At 64.1% G+C, this 18,356-nt stretch carries 21 protein-coding genes and 1 tRNA gene; 6 read left to right on the forward strand and 16 right to left on the reverse strand.

The window, feature by feature from the left end:
- Entirely contained in the window at positions 1-963 is a 963-nt protein-coding gene (locus AC2FNJ_RS06845) for an L-malyl-CoA/beta-methylmalyl-CoA lyase (protein WP_496763455.1), read from the forward strand.
- Positions 964-1,015: 52 nt separating this feature from the next.
- Here AC2FNJ_RS06845 and AC2FNJ_RS06850 read toward each other — a convergent pair whose 3' ends face one another.
- Positions 1,016-1,597, reverse strand: coding sequence for a PA14 domain-containing protein (locus AC2FNJ_RS06850; RefSeq protein ID WP_496763456.1), 582 nt, complete (start codon positions 1,595-1,597; stop codon positions 1,016-1,018).
- 121 nt (positions 1,598-1,718) lie between these two features.
- A complete protein-coding gene (locus tag AC2FNJ_RS06855) occupies positions 1,719-2,171 on the reverse strand; it encodes an Lrp/AsnC family transcriptional regulator (RefSeq protein ID WP_496763457.1) in 453 nt (150 codons plus the stop codon).
- A 76-nt stretch (positions 2,172-2,247) separates the two neighbouring features.
- On the opposite strand from AC2FNJ_RS06855, the gene AC2FNJ_RS06860 reads away from it, so the two are divergent.
- Positions 2,248-2,844, forward strand: a complete 597-nt coding sequence (locus AC2FNJ_RS06860) for a LysE family translocator (protein WP_496763459.1) — start codon at positions 2,248-2,250, stop codon at positions 2,842-2,844.
- Position 2,845: 1 nt separating this feature from the next.
- On the opposite strand, the gene AC2FNJ_RS06865 is transcribed toward AC2FNJ_RS06860, so the two are convergent.
- On the reverse strand, positions 2,846-3,679 hold the full coding sequence (locus AC2FNJ_RS06865; protein WP_496763460.1) for an AraC family transcriptional regulator: 834 nt from the start codon (positions 3,677-3,679) through the stop codon (positions 2,846-2,848).
- A 124-nt stretch (positions 3,680-3,803) separates the two neighbouring features.
- Between AC2FNJ_RS06865 and AC2FNJ_RS06870 the strand changes: the two genes are divergently transcribed.
- A complete protein-coding gene (locus tag AC2FNJ_RS06870) occupies positions 3,804-4,766 on the forward strand; it encodes an acetyl-CoA carboxylase carboxyltransferase subunit alpha (protein ID WP_496763461.1) in 963 nt (320 codons plus the stop codon).
- Between the two features lie 97 nt (positions 4,767-4,863).
- Here the strand turns inward: AC2FNJ_RS06870 and AC2FNJ_RS06875 are convergent, their stop codons facing one another.
- The 4 genes from AC2FNJ_RS06875 to AC2FNJ_RS06890 are packed head-to-tail and all read right to left on the reverse strand — an operon-like array spanning position 4,864 to position 8,656.
- The gene (locus AC2FNJ_RS06875; protein WP_496763463.1) at positions 4,864-6,006 is read right to left on the reverse strand and encodes a lytic murein transglycosylase; all 1,143 of its coding nucleotides are present in this window, start codon (positions 6,004-6,006) and stop codon (positions 4,864-4,866) included.
- A gap of 46 nt (positions 6,007-6,052) precedes the next feature.
- On the reverse strand, positions 6,053-6,847 hold the full coding sequence (locus AC2FNJ_RS06880; protein WP_496763465.1) for an ABC transporter permease: 795 nt from the start codon (positions 6,845-6,847) through the stop codon (positions 6,053-6,055).
- On the reverse strand, positions 6,840-7,607 hold the full coding sequence (locus tag AC2FNJ_RS06885) for an ABC transporter ATP-binding protein (protein ID WP_496763466.1): 768 nt from the start codon (positions 7,605-7,607) through the stop codon (positions 6,840-6,842). Before AC2FNJ_RS06885 ends, AC2FNJ_RS06880 begins: the two co-directional genes overlap by 8 nt.
- Before the next feature lie 44 nt (positions 7,608-7,651).
- A complete protein-coding gene (locus AC2FNJ_RS06890; RefSeq protein ID WP_496763468.1) occupies positions 7,652-8,656 on the reverse strand; it encodes an ABC transporter substrate-binding protein in 1,005 nt (334 codons plus the stop codon).
- A gap of 180 nt (positions 8,657-8,836) precedes the next feature.
- On the opposite strand from AC2FNJ_RS06890, the gene AC2FNJ_RS06895 reads away from it, so the two are divergent.
- On the forward strand, positions 8,837-9,649 hold the full coding sequence (locus AC2FNJ_RS06895) for a class I SAM-dependent methyltransferase (protein ID WP_496763469.1): 813 nt from the start codon (positions 8,837-8,839) through the stop codon (positions 9,647-9,649).
- Positions 9,650-9,677: 28 nt separating this feature from the next.
- Here the strand turns inward: AC2FNJ_RS06895 and AC2FNJ_RS06900 are convergent, their stop codons facing one another.
- Positions 9,678-10,325 (reverse strand): GntR family transcriptional regulator, encoded by a 648-nt coding sequence (locus tag AC2FNJ_RS06900; RefSeq protein ID WP_496763470.1) that lies wholly within the window; start codon positions 10,323-10,325, stop codon positions 9,678-9,680.
- Positions 10,326-10,355: 30 nt separating this feature from the next.
- A complete protein-coding gene (locus tag AC2FNJ_RS06905) occupies positions 10,356-11,051 on the reverse strand; it encodes a M48 family metallopeptidase (RefSeq protein WP_496763472.1) in 696 nt (231 codons plus the stop codon).
- Between the two features lie 100 nt (positions 11,052-11,151).
- On the opposite strand from AC2FNJ_RS06905, the gene AC2FNJ_RS06910 reads away from it, so the two are divergent.
- Positions 11,152-11,472, forward strand: a complete 321-nt coding sequence (locus AC2FNJ_RS06910; RefSeq protein ID WP_496763473.1) for a TIGR02300 family protein — start codon at positions 11,152-11,154, stop codon at positions 11,470-11,472.
- A gap of 159 nt (positions 11,473-11,631) precedes the next feature.
- Positions 11,632-11,707 (forward strand) — tRNA-Ala (locus AC2FNJ_RS06915).
- A 65-nt stretch (positions 11,708-11,772) separates the two neighbouring features.
- On the opposite strand, the gene AC2FNJ_RS06920 is transcribed toward AC2FNJ_RS06915, so the two are convergent.
- The 7 genes from AC2FNJ_RS06920 to AC2FNJ_RS06950 form a co-directional block, all read right to left on the reverse strand.
- A complete protein-coding gene (locus tag AC2FNJ_RS06920) occupies positions 11,773-12,201 on the reverse strand; it encodes a GtrA family protein (protein ID WP_496763475.1) in 429 nt (142 codons plus the stop codon).
- The gene (locus tag AC2FNJ_RS06925; protein ID WP_496763476.1) at positions 12,185-13,186 is read right to left on the reverse strand and encodes a glycosyltransferase family 2 protein; all 1,002 of its coding nucleotides are present in this window, start codon (positions 13,184-13,186) and stop codon (positions 12,185-12,187) included. The genes AC2FNJ_RS06920 and AC2FNJ_RS06925 overlap by 17 nt, the downstream gene beginning before the upstream one ends.
- Before the next feature lie 394 nt (positions 13,187-13,580).
- The gene (locus AC2FNJ_RS06930) at positions 13,581-14,048 is read right to left on the reverse strand and encodes an Hsp20 family protein (RefSeq protein WP_496763477.1); all 468 of its coding nucleotides are present in this window, start codon (positions 14,046-14,048) and stop codon (positions 13,581-13,583) included.
- A 124-nt stretch (positions 14,049-14,172) separates the two neighbouring features.
- Positions 14,173-14,988 carry a trypsin-like serine peptidase gene (locus tag AC2FNJ_RS06935; protein WP_496763479.1) on the reverse strand — a complete coding sequence of 272 codons (816 nt, stop codon included), beginning with the start codon at positions 14,986-14,988 and terminating at the stop codon, positions 14,173-14,175.
- The gene (locus AC2FNJ_RS06940) at positions 14,985-15,797 is read right to left on the reverse strand and encodes a trypsin-like serine peptidase (protein ID WP_496763480.1); all 813 of its coding nucleotides are present in this window, start codon (positions 15,795-15,797) and stop codon (positions 14,985-14,987) included. Before AC2FNJ_RS06940 ends, AC2FNJ_RS06935 begins: the two co-directional genes overlap by 4 nt.
- Positions 15,798-15,913: 116 nt before the next feature.
- Positions 15,914-17,224 carry a glycolate oxidase subunit GlcF gene (gene glcF, locus AC2FNJ_RS06945; RefSeq protein WP_496763482.1) on the reverse strand — a complete coding sequence of 437 codons (1,311 nt, stop codon included), beginning with the start codon at positions 17,222-17,224 and terminating at the stop codon, positions 15,914-15,916.
- 3 nt (positions 17,225-17,227) lie between these two features.
- On the reverse strand, positions 17,228-18,328 hold the full coding sequence (locus AC2FNJ_RS06950; protein ID WP_496763483.1) for an FAD-binding protein: 1,101 nt from the start codon (positions 18,326-18,328) through the stop codon (positions 17,228-17,230).
- Positions 18,329-18,356 lie beyond the last annotated feature (28 nt).

An 18,356-nucleotide genomic window follows, 5' to 3' on the forward strand; every position in this document is an offset into this window, starting at 1 on the left:
ATGAGTTTCCGCATCCAACCCGCCGCCCCCGCGCGACCCAACAGATGCCAATTGTTCGGCCCAGGATCGAACACCAAGCTTTTTGCGAAGATGGCGGCATCCGCGGCGGATGTGATCAATCTGGATCTCGAGGATTCCGTCGCGCCCTCGGACAAGGACATCGCCCGCACCAATGTGATCGAGGCGCTGAACACCGTCGATTGGGGCAGAAAGTACGTGTCCGTGCGGATCAACGGCCTCGATACACCCTACTGGTATCGCGACGTGGTGGACGTTCTGGAGCAGTCGGGCGACCGGCTGGACCAGATCATGATCCCCAAGGTCGGCTGCGCGGCGGATGTCTATGCGGTGGACGCGCTAGTGACCGCGGTGGAACGCGCCAAAGGCCGCTCCAAACCGATCTCGCTGGAAGTCATCATCGAATCCGCGGCCGGCATCGCCCATGTCGAAGAGATCGCCGCCGCCTCGCCGCGCTTGCAGGCGATGAGCCTTGGGGCCGCGGACTTCGCCGCCTCGATGGGAATGCAGACCACGGGCATCGGCGGCACCCAGGAAAACTACTACATGCTGCGCGACGGTCAAAAACACTGGTCGGATCCCTGGCACTGGGCCCAGGCCGCCATCGTCGCGGCCTGCCGGACTCATGGCATCCTGCCGGTGGACGGCCCCTTTGGCGATTTCTCGGATGACGAGGGATACATCGCGCAGGCCAAGCGTTCCGCCACCTTGGGCATGGTCGGCAAGTGGGCGATCCACCCCAAACAGATCGCGCTGGCCAATCAGGTCTTCACGCCTTCGGACGAAGCCGTGACCGAGGCGCGTGAAATTCTGGCTGCGATGGAGCAGGCCAAGGCCAATGGCGAGGGCGCGACCGTCTACAAGGGCCGTCTGGTCGATATCGCCTCGATCAAGCAGGCCGAAGTCATCGTGGCCCAAGCCGAACTGATCGCCGCCAACGGCTGAGACCGAAAGCGGAACGGGGCCACACGGCCCCGCTTCGCCCGATGCTCTCTGGTCAGTGTCCGAACACGTTGTTCGGCACCCATTGCATCTTTCCGCCCTGCTTGCCCCATTTCATCATCAGACAAGCGGTGCTGTATTTCTGGAAATAGACGATGTGCAGGTCGTACCACCCGGCCTGCGGCACCTCGACCTCGACGCGCTGGTTGGCCTCGCATGGCTGGCGCGCCGAGAAATATCCGACCTGCTGGCCCCCAATACGAGCGTCGATACCGTCGTTGGACCATGTCTCCAACTCGTAAACGCCAGGCGCATCGAACCGGATATAGCCACGGATGTCGGCAGCCACGTTCATGGCCTGGTTGAAGGTCAGGATCGGCTCGCCCTCGATCGAATCGCGATAATCCAATCCCCGCAAAGGCAAGCCCCGCTTTGCCTTGCCGACCATCTGCCTGGCCTGATCGATCGACTGGATTTTGGACGGCGGGTCGCCGGCCCAGGCGTATTTCACGGCAAGCCCCGCCTTGGGGTTGGAGGGCTGAGGGCTGGCCGGTGTGAGTTTCAGCGGTGCAGCGGCAACCGCCGTGCCAAGTACGAGGGCAAAGCAGACGGCCACACCCGAGAAGAAAGATTTCATGGTTCTCTCCCAGTTGGTTTCGTTGCTGCCGGTTCGTGCCGATCCACCGCAACGGATTTGTGATGAGCCTAGGCTTCAAACTTTTTCGCGGCAAGCCCGGCCGGGATCACAATTGCGCCGCTCAAGCGCGCAAGTCCTTGGGCGATCCCATCACCACATAGGACGTGATCGACGTGACATGGGGCAAGGTGCCCAGTACTTCGGTGTGAAAGGTCTTGTACGAGGGCAGATCGGCGCATTCCACCCTCAGCAGGTATTCGATGGTTCCGGTGATGTTGTGACACTCCACGACTTCCGGCGCCTGCTGCAGCGCCCGTTCGAACCCCTCCTGCGCGGCCTTGGTGTGCTCGCCCAACCCTACGCCGATATAGGCCACGAACCCGATGCCCAGAGCCGCGGGGTTCAGCACCGCGCGATAGCCGACAATGACACCTGTCCGTTCCAGTTCCTGAACGCGGCGCAGACAGGCCGACGGCGAAAGCCCGACCCTGTCGGCAAGCTCCAGATTGCTGATCCGGCCATCCCGGCCGAGTTCGCGCAATATTCGACGGTTGAGCTCATCAATTTTTGCCATGGATTGCAAGAATTATGACATCACGCAAGAAAACGCAATTACATTCGGCCAGAAACTGTCAATTCTTGATGCCACGATGACCCATGACATCCTTTTGGCCCTTGTCACGTTCGCCTTTGTCTCCTCGATAACGCCGGGGCCGAACAACCTGATGCTGATGGCGTCGGGTGCGAATTTCGGATTTCGGCGCACGATCCCACACATGCTGGGCATCGGGTTGGGTTTCACCTTCATGGTTCTGCTGGTCGGCGCGGGGCTGGTGCAACTCTTTGACCGGTATCCGCTGAGCCATACCGTTCTGAAAGCGGTTTCGGTCGTTTACCTGCTCTATCTCGCCTGGAAGATCGCGAACGCGGCTCCGGTGCGCGACCAGGCGGCGGCGGGCAAACCCATGACGTTTTTTCAGGCCGCCGCCTTTCAATGGGTCAATCCCAAAGCCTGGGCGATGGCGCTGACCGCGACCACGGCATATGCGCCGAGCCAGAGCATGGGCGCGATTCTCGCGGTGGCGCTGGTGTTCGGGGCGATCAACCTGCCTTCGGTCAGTACCTGGACGGTACTGGGACAACAGATGGCGCGCCTCCTCAGGACTCCGCGCCATCTGGTTCTGTTCAACTGGACCATGGCCGCGCTGCTGGTCGCCTCGCTTTACCCGGTCCTGTTTGCAAGCTGAGTCACTTCAGAGGCAGGCAGATTTCGGTTATCAGATCCTCGGGCGCGGTGTCACGCGGGTCGTTGAGATAGATGTCGTAACACGGACGGTCCGCCGGTTCCTCGCCCGACTGTGGCAGCCAGTTGCCGAACAGGCTCTGATAGGCTACCGGAATGCCCGAATACGGACCCTTGTAGGTCAAGACCGCTGTCTTGCCGCCGGGGATCATCTCTGCTTCCAGACCGTCCGGAACATCATCGCCGCGATACTCGCCTCCCGCAAAGCTGCGCAATTCGGCCTCGGGCACGTCCTCGGGATTGTCGTAAGAGATCGAGACCATCGCGCCGATCCGAGGCCACAGGTTCCGGGATTCACAGATGACGCTGAACGCCTCGAAACTCTTGCCGATCTCGGAATAGGCGCCCTTGTGCGGCAGACCGATCAGACGACGGCCGGGTTCGGTGCGGGTGGTGACGGGATGCATGGGATATTCTCCTGTTCTGAACTGTGGTTTGGAGGGCGTGAATTGCCCCGACTTGCGAAAAGCGGCGGGGCTTTTGCCGTAGGCTTCGGAAAAGGCCCGCGCAAAGGACTTGAGGTTGGGATAGCCGACCTCGGCCGCGATCTTCGCGACCGGCCTGTCCGTTTGAACCAGCCAGTCCGCGGCCCGATGCAGCCGCAGGCGGCGCACCGCCTGAGCGCAGGTTTCACCGGTCAAGGCACGGAACACGCGGTGCCAATGGAACCGCGACATCGCCGCGACATCCGCCAGGTTGTCCAGCGACAGATCCGCCGCGGGATTGTCGTGGATGTGCGTCAGCACGCGCAGGATGCGGTCCTCATAGCAGGTCGGCATGGTCGTCTTCCCTTTCGTCCTTCGCCCGACTGTGATCGCACAACCCGTATCCACAAATCTTGCTGAGTTGCATCTTGGGCGACCTCAGGTCATATAACGCCGGAATACCGCTTTGAGAGGCGCCATGACCCAGTATCTGGATTTCGAGAAACCGCTGGCCGAAATCGAAGGCAAGGCCGAGGAACTGCGGGCGCTGGCCCGGGCCAGCGAGGAAATGGACGTGTCCGACGAGGCGGCGGCGCTGGACGCCAAGGCGGCCAAGCTGCTGGACGAGCTCTACAAGGATCTGACCCCGTGGCGGAAATGCCAGGTGGCCCGGCACCCCGAACGGCCGCATTGCAAGGACTACATCGAAGCGATGTTCACCGAGTTCACGCCGCTGGCCGGGGACCGGAACTTCGCCGACGACCTGGCGGTGATGGGCGGGCTCGCGCGGTTCGATGACCGGCCGGTCATGGTGATCGGTCACGAAAAGGGCAGCGACACCAGATCGCGGATCGAACGGAATTTCGGCATGGCCCGTCCCGAAGGATACCGCAAGGCCGTACGCCTGATGGACATGGCGGGCCGGTTCGGCCTGCCGGTCATCACGCTGATCGACACTGCGGGCGCCTATCCCGGCAAGGGGGCCGAGGAGCGCGGTCAGTCCGAGGCCATCGCGCGCTCGACCGAAATGTGCCTCAAGATCGGCGTGCCGCTGGTCTCGGTCATCATCGGCGAGGGCGGTTCCGGCGGCGCCGTCGCCTTTGCCAGCGCCAACCGCGTGGCGATGCTGGAGCATTCGGTCTATTCGGTGATTTCGCCCGAGGGGTGCGCCTCGATCCTGTGGAAGGATGCCGAAAAGATGCGCGAGGCCGCCGAGGCGCTGCGCCTGACGGCGCAGGATCTGCACAAGCTGGGCGTGATCGACCGGATCATTCCCGAGCCCAAGGGCGGGGCGCATCGCGACAGCGACGCCACCATCAAGTCCGTCAGCAAGGCGATCGCCGCGATGCTCAAGGATCTCGATGGCATGACGCCTGAGGCACTGGTCAAGGACCGCCGCCAGAAGTTCCTGGATATCGGCTCCAAAGGACTGGCCGCCTGACCGGGGCGCGGCCGCGCCCCTTCATCTTGCCCGAAATACTCCGGGGGAGGCCGGCCACCCTGGTGGCCGCTCGGGGGCGGAGCCCCCTCCGACACCGCTACGACCGACGCAACATCCGAAGCAGTTCCAGCGACGGCTGGCCCGTCACCGGCAGGCCTTTGGCGCGTTGATAGTCGCTGATCGCGGCGGTCGAGTTGGTCCCGATTACCCCGTCCGCGCCCTGCGTGTCGAATCCGGCCTCGGTCAGCCGCCGCTGCAGTTCCTTGCGGTCGGCCAGCGTCAGACCGGCATCGTCCGGTCCGAAGGAAGCCTGGAACGGCGCCCCTCCGGCGATTCTGTCCGACAGATGGCCGACGCCGATGGCATAGCTGTCCGAATTGTTGTAGCGCTTGAGAACCTGGAAGTTGCGGAAGACCGCGATCTTCGGCCCCGGCACCTGCGGCTGCAGGACGGCGACCGGAGTGCCGGCGCGCGCTGCGGGCGATCCCACCTCGCCCCCCCAGGGCTGACCGCGGACCCAGCCCGACCGGGCCAGATATGCGGCGGCCGAGGCCAGGGCGTCGGTCGGATCCTCCGACCAGATGTCGCGGCGGCCGTCGCCGGTGAAATCCACTGCGTAGGCGAGATACGATGTGGGTATGAACTGGGTGTGGCCCATCGCCCCGGCCCAGCTCCCGGTCATCCGGTCCGGCGTGGTGTCGCCGTTCTGGATGATCTTCAGCGCCGCCACCAGCTGGCTTTCGAAAAACGCGCCGCGCCGCCCGTCATAGGCCAGCGTCGAAAGCGCCGAGATCACCGGCACGTCGCCGCGCCGCGCGCCATAGCGGCTTTCCAGCCCCCAGATGGCGACGACGACTTCCTTGTCCACGCCGTATTGCGCCTCGATCCGGGACAGGACCGCATTGTGGCGGTTCAGCATCTGCTTGCCGGTGCTGATCCGCTCGTCCGAGGCCGCGATGGCCAGATAGTCCTCCAGCGAACGCTTGAATTCCGTTTGATTCCGGTCCCGCTCGATCACGCCCGGCAGATACCCCGCACCCTGAAAGGCGCGGTCGATCGTTCCCTGCGAAATACCCTGCCCTGAGGCCCGGTTCTTGAAACTCGCCACCCAGGCATCCCAGCCGGCGTTCGGCACCGCCTGCATCGGTGTCGTCTGTGACCGCGTGGCGGGTCCGCCGCCCGAACAGGCGGAAACCAGCGCCGCGCCGGCGCCGAGTGTGAACATCCGTCGATTGATCATGGCCGGTCCTGCTCTCGTGATTTGCCTCGGCCGCAGGTTACAGGGATCAGCCGCGCCATGCCAGCAGGCGTTTTTCCAGCCGGCCGATGGCCCAGCTGGTCAGAACGCCCAAGGCGGACAGGATCACCACGCCGGCAAACAGCCGCTCAAGGTCGTACAGCGCGCCGGCCTGAAGGATGTAGGCGCCTACTCCGTGTTCAGCACCCAGCATCTCGGCCGCGACCAGCAGGATGATACCGATGGCGAGCGACACCCGAAGCCCCGACAGAATTCCGGGCAGCGCGCCCGGCAATACGATCTTGCGCACGATGCTTCCCCATCGCAGTCCGAAACTCTGCCCCATGCGGATGAGGTTGCGGTCCACGTTGTCCACCGCGCCGAAGGTTGCGACGACCGTCGGCGTGAAGGTGCCCAGCGCGATCAGGGCATATTTCGACCCCTCGTCGATGCCGAACCAGATCACGAAAAGCGGCAAGAGAGCGATCTTGGGGATCGGAAAGATCGCGGCGACAAGTGGAACCAACCCGGCGCGGACATAGGAAAAAAGCCCGATCATCACGCCCACGGCGATGCCCGCCGATATTCCCATGGCGGAGCCGACCAGCAACCGAGCGATCGATGGCCCGAGATGGGTCCACATCATGCCGGAACGGGCCAGATCGACCAGAGTCGCCGCCACATCCGACGGGCGCGGCAGCGTCAGGTTGGAAATCCAGCCCGCGCGGGTTCCCCACTCGATCACCGCCAGCAGAACGACAAAGACCAGAATGCCGGTCCCGCGTTTGGCCACCGGCGCAAAGCCGCCACCGCGAAAGGGAACGAGGCGCGAGGTCTCAGACATGCGCAAGTTCCTGGTCGGCGGCCAGAGCTTCTTCGCGCATCATGTCCCAAAGCCGTTTCTGGATTTGTTCGAGGGCCGGATCGCCGGGGCTCCGTTCGGCCAGCGGCACCGTGACCGGCACCACCTCGCGCACCCGACCCGGGCGGCGCGACAAAACCGCGATGCGATGGCCAAGCCGTACGGCCTCGGCCAGATTGTGGGTGACGTAGACGGCGGTAAAGGGCTGCCTTGCCCACAGCGACACCAGATCCTCCATCAGCAACTCGCGCGTCTGCGCATCAAGCGCCGACAGCGGCTCGTCCAGCAGCAGCACCGCCGGGTTCACCGCCAGCGCCCGCGCAATCGCCACCCGCTGTTTCATCCCGCCCGAAAGCTGCCGGGGAAAGGCGTCGCGGAAATCCGACAGCTTGGTGCGGTCCAAAACGTCCGCGATAATGCCTTCGACCTCGGCGGATGGCAGGCGATGATCCTCCAAGACCAGCGAGACGTTCCCGGCAACGCTGCGCCAGGGCAGAAGGGCAAAGTCCTGAAACACGAAGGTCAGCGGGTTGAGACAGCCTTGCGGTGATTGCCCCACCTGCACGATCCGCCCGCGATCCGGCTGCTCCAGCCCGCCGATCATGCGCAGCAAGGTGGACTTGCCGCAGCCCGACGGGCCGACGATGCAGAGGATTTCACCCGCCGGGATGTCCAGCGAGATATCGTCCAGCACCAGCATGTCGCCATACCGGTGCGTCAGGTTCCGGATCGACAGTTCCATGAAGAAATTCGGGCGGGTCGCCCCGCCCGATCCGCTCAGATCATTTACACATAGGAGGGATCGACCAGAACTTCGCTGGTGATCTCTTCCTTGATCAGTCCTTCGGACTTGAACCAGGACAGCTGATCCTCGACCGAGCCCATGTTCAACGCCGCGCCCGGATTGATCCGCATCGCCCCGTTCCGGATCGACGGCGCCGCCTTTTCATAGGGCCGGTCCGTGTAGACATATTTGTGGATCAGCGTGACCATCTCCTCGGCCGCCTCGTCCCCGGCCGTCCGGTCGACGAGCGCCGCGTTGAAATCGTCGGCCCCTCGCGAAAAGGCGCGCAGGAAGGCCTCGGTCTGTGCCCGTTCGTTCGCGGCGTTGTCGGCCGAGGTGAAGACGGTGGTGACCTGGTAATCCGGAATGTAGTCGGCCACGTTGCCGATCACCTGGACCGCGCCGCCACCGGCCAGCGCCTTGGCGATATGCGGCACGATCGACCAGGCATCCACCTGTCCCGACTTCATCGCGCCGATGATTGCTCCGACCTTCTGCAGCGGCGTGAACTTGACCGACACGCCCTCGGCCGCCGCGATCTTGGACCCCATGTAGTGAAAGGACGATCCCGGCTGCGTCACGGCAAAGCTCTTGCCGTCCAGAGCGGCGGGGCTTGTCAGACCCGCCTCGAAGGCCGCGTTCGAGGCCAGGATCATCTGGCCGTCGATACCCTGTTCCTCGCTCAATGCGCCGCCGATGACCTTGGCCGCGCCCTTCTCGGCCAGGCTGACCAGACCGCCCGAGATGGCCGTCACTGCATAGTCCGCGTCGCCGCTGGCAATCGCCACCGCCATGGGCTGCGCCGCCTCGAAGAACCGGAATTCGACATCCAGCCCCTCCTCGGCAAAGTAGCCGCGCTCGAAGGCGACGAAGGACGGCGCGTGGCTGGTGAAGCGCAGCGCGCCGACGGTCAGTTTTGTGTTGGCCAACGCCGGCGCGCCAATCGCAAGCGCCGCCGCCGCACCGCCCATGGTGCCCAGAGCACCCCGCCGAGTAAGTCCTGTCATGATCATCCTCCCCGATTGATCCCCGGATATTGTCTCAGATCGAAACGGCTTCCAAGCCCTGTCGTCAGCCCGCTCGGCGCGGCAACAACGGTCCACGCGAGCAAGCCCGGTGCAGAAGTTTGGCGAATTCACGGAATTGAGCGACAATGAAGCGGCAAATCTTTTGGCTCTGGGGGCATCATGGCAGATCCGTATTCCAATCTCGCCGCGCAGAATCACGGTATCCAGTTGGCGATTGCCGACGCGATGGAGGCGCGTTGCCTGGACCCGGCGCAGGTCGCCATCCGCCAAGCGTATCTGGGCGATCTCAATCTTCCACCGCAGGCATTCGCCGTCGAGCTGGGTTCAGGCACCGGTCATGTCACCCTTGATCTCCTGTCCATCGCCGGCGCGGACACTGCGCTCGGCATCGAACCCTCGCCGGTCATGGTCGAGCGCGCACGGGCGCAGTTCGCGTCGGAGGCCGCGCTGAGATTCGACATCGGGGACGCCAAGCAGACCGGCCTGGAGAACGACTCGGTGGATCTGGTGCTGATGCACACGCTGCTGTGCCATGTTCCCGGGCCGCAGGAGGCCATTGAGGAAGCCTTTCGCATCTTGAAACCCGGCGGTGTGCTGGCCATTTGCGACGGAGACTATGATACCGCAACCGCTCAGATCGGCGATTTCGACCCGTTGGATCAGATCGTGCGCTTCATGATCAACCAGAACGTCACGAACCTGTGGATCATGCGCCAGATCGGCGACCTGCTGACGAAGGCCGGTTTCGAACTCGGTCGCCGGCGCGGACATGGATACGTGGCCGAAGGCGAAGCCAGTTATTTCATGACGGTCATTGACCGAGGCGCCGACCGGATGGCCGAAACCGGCCTGTTGTTTGCAGAAACCGCCGCTGCGCTCAAGGCCGAAGCCCGCGCGCGGCGCGAGGCGGACAAGTTCTTTGGCTACATGTCCTATGTCAGCCAGATCGCGTCCAAACCTCGATTGGCCTGAAGTTTCGCGCCGCATACTCCGCGCGGCGTCAGGTCACGAGCAGCCGCAACCCCTGAGTCACGTCGGATCGCACCGCCAGGCGCAATCCCGGTTCGTCCCCGGCCCTCAGCGCCGCTATGATAAGTTTGTGATAATGCGGCGGCTCGGTCCGGCGCAATCGGCCGTAGAGCGCCCGCATGGTCGGACCCAGCTGCAGCCAGACGGTCTCGGCCATGGCCAGCATCGCCGGCGCCTGCGCCCGCAGATAGAGCGTCCGGTGGAACTCCAGATTGGACCGGATGTATCCCACCGCGTCACGCTTCGTGACCATTTCCGCCACGGCCATGTTGATGCTTTGCAGCCTGTCGATCAGCGCCATGTGCGCGCGCGGCAAGGCACGGCTGGCCAGTTCGACTTCCAGAAGCGCACGCAAAGCCGCCAGTTCCTCGATCCGGTCATTGGTGAGCTCGGGCGTCGAGACCCGGCCGGACGCGGACAGAAACAAAGCGCCTTCGGCCGCCAATCGGCGGATGGCTTCACGCGCCGGCGTCATGGAAACCCCGAATTCCTTGCCGATTCCGCGCAGGGTCAGGGCGTGGCCCGGCGGGATCTCGCCGTGCATGATTCGGGCTCGCAATGTCCGGTAGACCCGATCATGGGTGGCGGCGTGGGTATCGGTCGGGCGCGCGCTCAGCATCAGCCTATGTGATCACAAATACGCGCAAGGTCAACGCGCATCGGCATCGAACCGGTAGCGGTGCAGGTCCGCGCCGTGGGTCTTGAGCCACCGCCGCGGCGCCTCATACGGCCCGAAAACCCGTTCCACCTGCGCCCAGAAGGCGGCTGAATGGTTCATCTCCACCAGATGCGCGACTTCATGAGCCGCGACGTAATGCAGGACGTCCGGCGGCGCGAGAACAAGACGCCAGGAGAACATGAGCCCACCGTTCGAGGTGCACGATCCCCACCGGGACCGCGTGTCGCGCAACGTCAGCCGCGCATAAGGCCGCCCGATCATCGCGGAATAGTCGTCGCAGGCCCCGGTCAGGCGGTCCCGCGCCAGTTCCTTGAGAAACCGAAGCAACCGGCGCGATTCCGCCCCGTCGGGAACCGCGATCTCGTCCCGGCGCAACTCGACCCTCCGGCCGGACGCGCGAACGATTCGCCGCGCATGGCCTTCGATCGGGATCTGGCGACCGAACCCCACCGGCACGTCTACCGGGCGTTGCTCCAGGTGCCGCCGAATCCAATCCGACTTGGTGCGCGCGAAATCCAGCGCCTCGTCTTCGGCGACACCCTTGGGAAGCGTCAGCGTAACCCGTCCGTCCAGTTGGGAAATCCGCAGGCTGATCCGCCGTGCGCGGGCTGATCGGCGCAGGGTCAGAGGCACCGGAGGATGCCCCGGCAAAGCATGTCGTCCCACGAAGCGCCCCCTTCCGCGCAAAGGCTTTGACAGTCCCCACCGCTTGTGGCAGGTGCTCGGAATCGTCAATACGACTCACCAGATATCAAGGGGATTTCACATGCCCAAGGAAGAATGGGGTGTAAAACGTGTTTGCCCGACCACCGGCAAGCGGTTTTACGACCTGAACAAGGATCCGATCGTCAGCCCCTATACCGGCGAGGTCGTGGAACTGGAAACCGGCAAAAGCCGCATGATCGCCGCAGACGCAGAAGACGCGGCCTCGGTCAAGGCGCGCGAGTCGGTCTCTGATGACGACCTGGTGCTGGATGACGACGATTCGGTCGATGTCGATCTCGACGACGATCTGCTCGAAGATGATGACGACGACAACGTGTCGCTCGACGACATTACCGACGTATCGTCCGACGACGATTCCTGACACCTCTTACGGCGCGGTCCTGCCCCGCGCCGCCGTTCCGGAAGGCCGGGCCGGCACATGCTTCGGGCACAAAGATTTTTGACCCGAGCCGGTACTTTGGGCTTGCACTCGGCACCGGCCTTGCATAAACGTCCGTCCACCGCCGAGGCGGCACCGGATGGGGCCTTAGCTCAGTTGGGAGAGCGCTTGCATGGCATGCAAGAGGTCAGGGGTTCGAATCCCCTAGGCTCCACCAGATCACCGGAAACCGATCGACATACGCCACACGAACAAGCGACCGCACGGCGCCGCAGGCGTGGTTCATCGGTCGCCGGAGGCACCGTTCCTCGGGTGGGCCCCGGCAAAGCCCCAAAACCGGCTCGCCAGAAAGGTGCCCAGCGGAATCGCCAGAATGGCGATGGTCAGGGCCAGTCGCGGGCCGACGAAACCGCTGGCGACCAGGCTGAACAGGATCACGTTGTTGCCCAGAAACCCGATCAGGGCGATCAGCGCATAGCGACGGAACGACCGCCAGAATGGCGCGGCACGCCCGAACGTGAAGTGGTGATGACCGAGGAACCCGGCCACCAGCGCCACCGCAAAGCCGATCACGTTGGCCCCCTGCGGCGAGATCGTCCACATGGCAAAGGCCATCTGCGACACAACGAGATGCACCGCCGTCGCACCGAGCCCGACGATCCCGAAACGCAGGGCGGTCAGGATTTCGGCGATGCTATTTCTGGTCTTCAACGCTGCGGCCTTCCCGATAGACGCCCTGCAGGACATAAAGCGGTCTTTGCTTGGTCTCCAGAAACAGACGCGACAGATACTCGCCGATAACGCCCAGCGAAATGAGCTGCACCCCCCCAAGAAACAGCAACGCCGTCATGATCGAGGCATAGCCCGGCACGTCGCGCCCGAAGGCCAGCGTGCGGATCACGATGACCCCGGCATAGATCGTCGACGTGGCCGCGACCAGCAGCCCGATATAGGTCCAGACACGCAAGGGCATCGTGGAAAAGCTCACGAACCCCTCCAGGGCAAAGTTCCAGAGCCGCCAGTAGTTGAACTTCGACTGCCCGGCCGCGCGCTCCCTGCGGGCATAGGGCACCCCGACCGCCGGAAACCCCACCCAGGTGAACAGCCCTTTCATGAAGCGCGTACGCTCCGGCAGGCGGCGCACGGCCTCGACCACCACGCGGTCCATCAGGCGGAAATCGCCCACGTTGGGGGGGATTTCGGTTTGCGCTATCCGGTTGAAATACTTGTAGAACGCCTCGGCTGTCACCCGTTTCGTGCGCGTATCGGCGCTGCGATCCTCGCGGATGCCGTAGACGACATCATATCCTTCGCGCCAGCGGTCGAGGAACTGGTTGATGAGTTCCGGCGGATCCTGGAGATCGGCATCCATGGGAACCACCACATCCCCCTGCGCGGCGTCGATTCCGGCGGTCATGGCCGCCTCCTTGCCGAAGTTCCGGCTGAGATTCAGGATCACGATGCGAGGGTCGTCCGCGCTGAGTTCCAGCAGCCGGATCAGGGTATCGTCAGGACTGCCGTCATTGACAAAGACATACTCCAGGCGCTGACCGGAAAGCGCGGCGTCCACGGCCTGCACGAACAGCGCGACCGTATCGCCTTCGGCATAGCATGGCACGACGACCGAAATCAGCGGATCGGCGATCCGCGCCTTGCGGGTCGGCAATGGCGGGCTGTCTTGGGCGACGAGGTTCATCGGGACAACCCCACACCGATCCGGTTCCGACGAGCGCCAGGTGACAAGCGGCCAGCAAACCGGTTCACCGTTCCTTGGTTCTGTCCGAACCGCATGCGACATGCCCTCCTCGATCCCGTGCGGTTGTCTCCGCACGGCTGTTTCGGTGGCCCGGTATGCTTGCCGGGCTTTGAACACGAGAATACCGGCTTGGATTCGGGTTGGGAAGCAGACCCGCGATTTAGCGCCCCGGCCTGTTGCCCGGCTCCATCTGGAGGACCGTGGCTTCGCTGGCGGCACCGCAAAACAAAATCCGCCCCGTGTCTGGAGGAACACGGGGCGGCGCGATAACCGAGGGATGGAATGATTATCGCACTTGGGTCCGGCAGTCGGACTTTCGCATCGCTGCGGGCCCTCAGTTCACGGCCTTGGCGTCAACCACGTCCTTCTCGATGGCCTTCGCGGACGCGATCTCGATCCGGCGCGGCTTCAGAGCCTCGGGCACTTCGCGCTTCAGGTCGATGTGCAGCATGCCGTTTTCAAGGCTGGCGCCCGTCACGCGGACATGATCGGCCAAGGTAAAGCGGCGCTCGAACGCGCGGGTGGCGATACCACGGTGCAGATAGGTCCGCTCTTTGTCGTCTTCGGCCTTCCTGCCGGCCACGACCAGAGCGTTTTCCTTGACCTCGACCGATAGATCGTCTTCCGAAAAACCGGCGACGGCGACCGAGATGCGATAGGCATCGGCATCGGTCTTTTCGATGTTGTACGGCGGGTAGCTGGGTTGAGCCACGTCGCTGGTCATCACTCGATCCATCAGGTCCGCGATCTGGTCGAAACCGATGGTTGCACGGTGCAGGGGTGCAAAATCAAAAGTACGCATAGTCGTCATCCTCATCTTCAGAGCGATTTACGAGTTTGCCCTCCATTCGGACGGGCGTTCACGATGTCCCGGACCCCGATTTGGCGATCCGGTACCGGAAAAATGGGAATCCCGTGGGGCGAGTTCAAGACCCGCCGGAGCGGACGAACTTAGCGCCGGTGCCGGATTTGCCCGATCCGACCTGCAGGCGGCGGATCTCGGCCTGGGGTTTCGGGGCGTCCCGGCGCAGAATACGCTTGAGCTCGGACACCACCCGCGGCAACTCCATGCCGAAACCGACGGTCCGGCCATTGATCCTGCCGCCGGCGGATACCAGCGACAGAATTCGCCACTTGGCGCCCGATCTGGCCAGAATGGCCGACCCCGACGACCCGAAGGTGATATTGCAGTCGAAGGCGATCAAACCTTGGCCCCGTTGCAGAATGTTGCAAGAGCGTTGCCGCGAAATCGCATCGGCCCGCCCCTTGCCGTACGAGGCGACGCTGACCTCGGACCCGTCGATGTTGCCGCTGTGCAGGGCAAACGCATTGGCCTGCGCGACGGTAATCGGCTCCTCGAGCCGCATCAGCGCCACATCCACCCGGACACGTTCGGCGGACACGGGGGCATTGACCACGAAATCCGGATGTGCGGCGATCTGTATGACCTTGCGATCGGCAATGGAGGTGCCGTCGCGCAGACCGGCCCGAAACGTCACCTGTCCGGGCCGGAACGGCTCACCCGTTCGCCGGTCCAGCGCACAATGGGCGGCAGTCAGCACAAGGTCGGGCGCGATCAGGGTGCCCGTGCAGAACCCGGAATCGCCCAGATCGAGGCGCCCAACCGCCTCCCAGCCCAGCAGGTCTTCGCGGTCGGTCAGCCGGCGCAGACCTCCACTTTGCGCAAACGCTTGCGTGCAGAGAACGCAGGTCAGCAAAGCGGTCAGACACAAACGGATCATGGCTTGATGAACTTGGCGCCGGTCTGGTGGCGCGCGGTGCCGACAGTTACCCGGTTCGCGCCTTGCACCGGCGCCTGTCCAAAGCCGTTTCCGGCAGACAGCTCAGCCTGCAGAAGCTCCAGGGATTCCTCCAGCGACGTGCCCAGAGCGACCCGCTGACCGTGCAACTCGGCCTTGGCGGACACCACCGAAACGATACGGGGACGCCCTTGCGCAAAGGAAAAGATCGGCGCGCCGGAGGATCCGAAATCCACATCGCAGGACATGACCAGAACCCCGTTCTGCCGCGCCATCACGGAACACACTTCCTGCAGCGATGGCGCTTCGGCCCGGTCCCGTGCATAGGAAACGATGCCCACGTCCTCGCCGCGCGCAGGACGCTGGCCGGTCTCGAACGGTATGACCGTCGTGTTGCGAATCGGCTGCGACAGTTCGATCAACGCAAGATCGTGTCGCACCCGATTGGTCGATGACTCGTCTCCGAACCGATAGGCGGGATGGATCACCGCCTGACGCACGGCGCGATAGGCCGACGCCCGCCCGCGCCGCCACCCCGCGAGAAACTCGATCCGACCGGGGTCGATGCGTTCACGCGTTTCCTTGTCGAACAGGCAATGCGCCGCGGTCAGAACCAGTGACGGCCCGATCAGCGAACCGGTACAGAACCCGGTGCCGTCGATGTCCAGCCGACCGACAGCCAGCCAGTCCCGGCCGGCATCCGATGTGTCGAGGCTTTGAAGGCCCGAATCCTGCGCCGCCGCCGCAATGGGCAGCAACATCACAAGAATGGTTTTGATCCAGACCCGCACCCGCTCCTCCGGCCCTCATGTCCGAGCCAGATTGATACCCGCAAGCTGGGGCAAAAATAGGGCGCGACCCATACCGGGCCGGAGTGGTGCGCGGCTGCATCAGTGTTTGCGCGCTCCTATCGCAGAACCGGGACACCCTGGGCGCCGTCCAACGCCGGCGGCTTTGGCCCTCCCGTCGCCCAGTCGAGCAGTTCGACGGTATGCACCACCGGAAGATCGGTGCCCGAGCCGATCTGGATCATGCACCCGATATTGCCCGCCGCGATCAGGTCCGGCGTCTTCGCCTCCAGCGTCCGCACCTTGCGCGCCTTCAGGTTTGCCGAAATCTCGGGCTGCATGATGTTGTAGGTGCCGGCGCTGCCGCAGCACAAATGGCTGTCTGCCGGCTCGACCACCTTGAACCCCGCCTTTTTCAGCAGATCCTTGGGAAACGTCTTGATCTTTTGCCCGTGCTGGAGCGAACAGGCCGCGTGATAGGCCACCGTCAACTCCTGGTCGGCCCCGTCCGGGATGTCGAGCTGCATCAGCAGTTCGCTTATGTCCATGGCGATCGCGGACACGCGCTTGGCATCCTCGGCCTGCGGTTCGTTTCGGAACATGTGGCCATAGTCCTTGACCGTGGTGCCGCAGCCGGAGGTGTTGATCACGATCGCATCCAGCCCCTGCCCGTCCATCTCGCGCGCCCAGGCCCGGATGTTCCGCGCCGCCGTGCGATGGCTTTCGTCGGTCTTGCCCATGTGATGCGTCAGCGCCCCGCAACACCCCGCGCCTTCGGCCACCACGACCTCGCATCCGAGCCGCGTCAGCAGCCGGATCGTGGCGTCGTTTATGTCGGTGTTCAGCGCCTTTTGTGCACAGCCCGTCATCAGCGCCACGCGCTTCTTTCGTTGACCGACGGGCGCAAAGCTCTGTGGGTCGTCGTTGCGGCTGACCGGGGGGATGTGCTTGGGCGCCATGTCCAGCATGGCGCGCAGCCGCGCATCCGGCATCAGGAACCGGAACGGTCTGCCGATCTTGGCCCCCAAAAGCGTCAGCCGAAACCGCGTCGGATAGGGCAGAATACGCGCCAGCATCCAACGCAAGACGCGATCCGCAAGCGGACGCCTGTAACGGGCTTCGATGTATTCGCGCGCGTGATCCACCAGATGCATGTAATGCACGCCCGAGGGGCAGGTGGTCATGCAGGCCAGACACGACAGGCATCGATCGATGTGTTTGACGGTGCGCGCATCCGGTACCCGATCATTCTCCAGCATGTCCTTGATCAGATAGATGCGTCCCCGCGGGCTGTCCAACTCGTCGCCCAGCACCTGGTAGGTCGGGCAGGTCGCCGTGCAGAACCCGCAATGCACGCAACTGCGCAGGATTTCGTTCGACCGCTGGATCGCGGGATCTTTCAACTGTTCCGGGGTGAATGTCGTCTGCATCGCCTATCCCATCAGACCGGGGTTGAAGAGACCCTTGGGGTCGAACTGCGCACGCAGCCCCCGGCTCAGGGCGGCAACCGGCGCCGGTTCGGGATGAAACCGTCCCAGGCTGACGAAGGTCTCGGCCGCGGCGCGCACCAGGGTTGCATGGCCCATGAATGCGCCCAGACGCGCGCGCAGGTCGGTGCCTTCGGGCACCAGGGCCCAGATCAGCCCGCCGCCCCAATCGAACAGCAGACCGTCTGCACCGGCCCGATCTGCAATCTCAGGCGCATCCGTCGGTTTGACGGATAGCCGCCAGACATCGCCCGCACGATCGTGAAACGGCGCCACGTCGCGAATGCCGTCCCAAATGGCGGCGCTGTCCTCTACATGATCCACGACACCGTGACCGGCCAGCAACTCCGCCAACCGCGCAGAGCGATAGGAGACGGACTCCGCAAACCCTTCGACGCGCACCAGCGCGCGGCCCTGCGCAGGATCATAGGCCGCGCCGCTGACCTCAAAGGGCGATGCCAAGGCTGCCGACAAGGCGCGCACGGCAGCGCGCGAGTCCGGAACCGAAACCGCAAGCGTTTCAACCGCTTCGGCCTTTGGCAGCACCTTGAGCGAAACCTCGGTCAGAACGCCCAGCGTGCCCCACGACCCGGCCATCAACTTGACCAGGTCATAGCCGGTAACGTTCTTCATCACCCGGCCGCCGTTCTTGATGATCTCGCCCCGCCCATCGACATAGCGGACACCCAGCAGGTAATCCCGACACGCTCCGGCCTGCACCCGGCGCGGCCCCGACGCGTTGGCCGCCACGACGCCGCCGATGGTCGGCGAGCCCTGGGTTCCCAGCAGCCCCCGGCAATCCATCGGCTCGAACGGCAGGCGCTGCCCCTCGGCCTCCAGTGCCGCCTCGATCTCGGCCAGCGGCGTGCCGGCTTTTGCCACCAAGGTCAGGGCGCCGGGTTCGTACAACGTGATCCCGTTCAGACCGGCGGTGCTCAGCCCCGACTCCGGTCCGCCCGCTCCGCGCGTGCCGCCGCCCATGATCCGCACCGGCTCGTTCAATCCGGCCACCAATGCGGCAAGCGCGCCCTCTGTTTCAGGTGTCATGTCTCTTCTTCTCGTTGAAAAAACGGCG

Source organism: Ruegeria sp. BHSB196 (genome assembly GCF_059613135.1).

Bases quoted from the DNA above. Each gene is read 5' to 3' on its own strand.
- AC2FNJ_RS06855 (WP_496763457.1), bottom strand. From the start codon at position 2,171: ATGGCAAAAATTGATGAGCTCAACCGTCGAATATTGCGCGAACTCGGC.
- AC2FNJ_RS06865 (WP_496763460.1), bottom strand. From the start codon at position 3,679: ATGCCGACCTGCTATGAGGACCGCATCCTGCGCGTGCTGACGCACATC.
- AC2FNJ_RS06875 (WP_496763463.1), bottom strand. From the start codon at position 6,006: ATGATCAATCGACGGATGTTCACACTCGGCGCCGGCGCGGCGCTGGTT.
- AC2FNJ_RS06845 (WP_496763455.1), top strand. From the start codon at position 1: ATGAGTTTCCGCATCCAACCCGCCGCCCCCGCGCGACCCAACAGATGC.
- AC2FNJ_RS06900 (WP_496763470.1), bottom strand. From the start codon at position 10,325: ATGCTGAGCGCGCGCCCGACCGATACCCACGCCGCCACCCATGATCGG.
- AC2FNJ_RS06930 (WP_496763477.1), bottom strand. From the start codon at position 14,048: ATGCGTACTTTTGATTTTGCACCCCTGCACCGTGCAACCATCGGTTTC.
- AC2FNJ_RS06935 (WP_496763479.1), bottom strand. From the start codon at position 14,988: ATGATCCGTTTGTGTCTGACCGCTTTGCTGACCTGCGTTCTCTGCACG.
- glcF (WP_496763482.1), bottom strand. From the start codon at position 17,224: ATGCAGACGACATTCACCCCGGAACAGTTGAAAGATCCCGCGATCCAG.
- AC2FNJ_RS06895 (WP_496763469.1), top strand. From the start codon at position 8,837: ATGGCAGATCCGTATTCCAATCTCGCCGCGCAGAATCACGGTATCCAG.
- AC2FNJ_RS06885 (WP_496763466.1), bottom strand. From the start codon at position 7,607: ATGGAACTGTCGATCCGGAACCTGACGCACCGGTATGGCGACATGCTG.
- AC2FNJ_RS06890 (WP_496763468.1), bottom strand. From the start codon at position 8,656: ATGACAGGACTTACTCGGCGGGGTGCTCTGGGCACCATGGGCGGTGCG.
- AC2FNJ_RS06925 (WP_496763476.1), bottom strand. From the start codon at position 13,186: ATGAACCTCGTCGCCCAAGACAGCCCGCCATTGCCGACCCGCAAGGCG.
- AC2FNJ_RS06860 (WP_496763459.1), top strand. From the start codon at position 2,248: ATGACCCATGACATCCTTTTGGCCCTTGTCACGTTCGCCTTTGTCTCC.
- AC2FNJ_RS06950 (WP_496763483.1), bottom strand. From the start codon at position 18,328: ATGACACCTGAAACAGAGGGCGCGCTTGCCGCATTGGTGGCCGGATTG.
- AC2FNJ_RS06910 (WP_496763473.1), top strand. From the start codon at position 11,152: ATGCCCAAGGAAGAATGGGGTGTAAAACGTGTTTGCCCGACCACCGGC.
- AC2FNJ_RS06850 (WP_496763456.1), bottom strand. From the start codon at position 1,597: ATGAAATCTTTCTTCTCGGGTGTGGCCGTCTGCTTTGCCCTCGTACTT.
- AC2FNJ_RS06870 (WP_496763461.1), top strand. From the start codon at position 3,804: ATGACCCAGTATCTGGATTTCGAGAAACCGCTGGCCGAAATCGAAGGC.
- AC2FNJ_RS06880 (WP_496763465.1), bottom strand. From the start codon at position 6,847: ATGTCTGAGACCTCGCGCCTCGTTCCCTTTCGCGGTGGCGGCTTTGCG.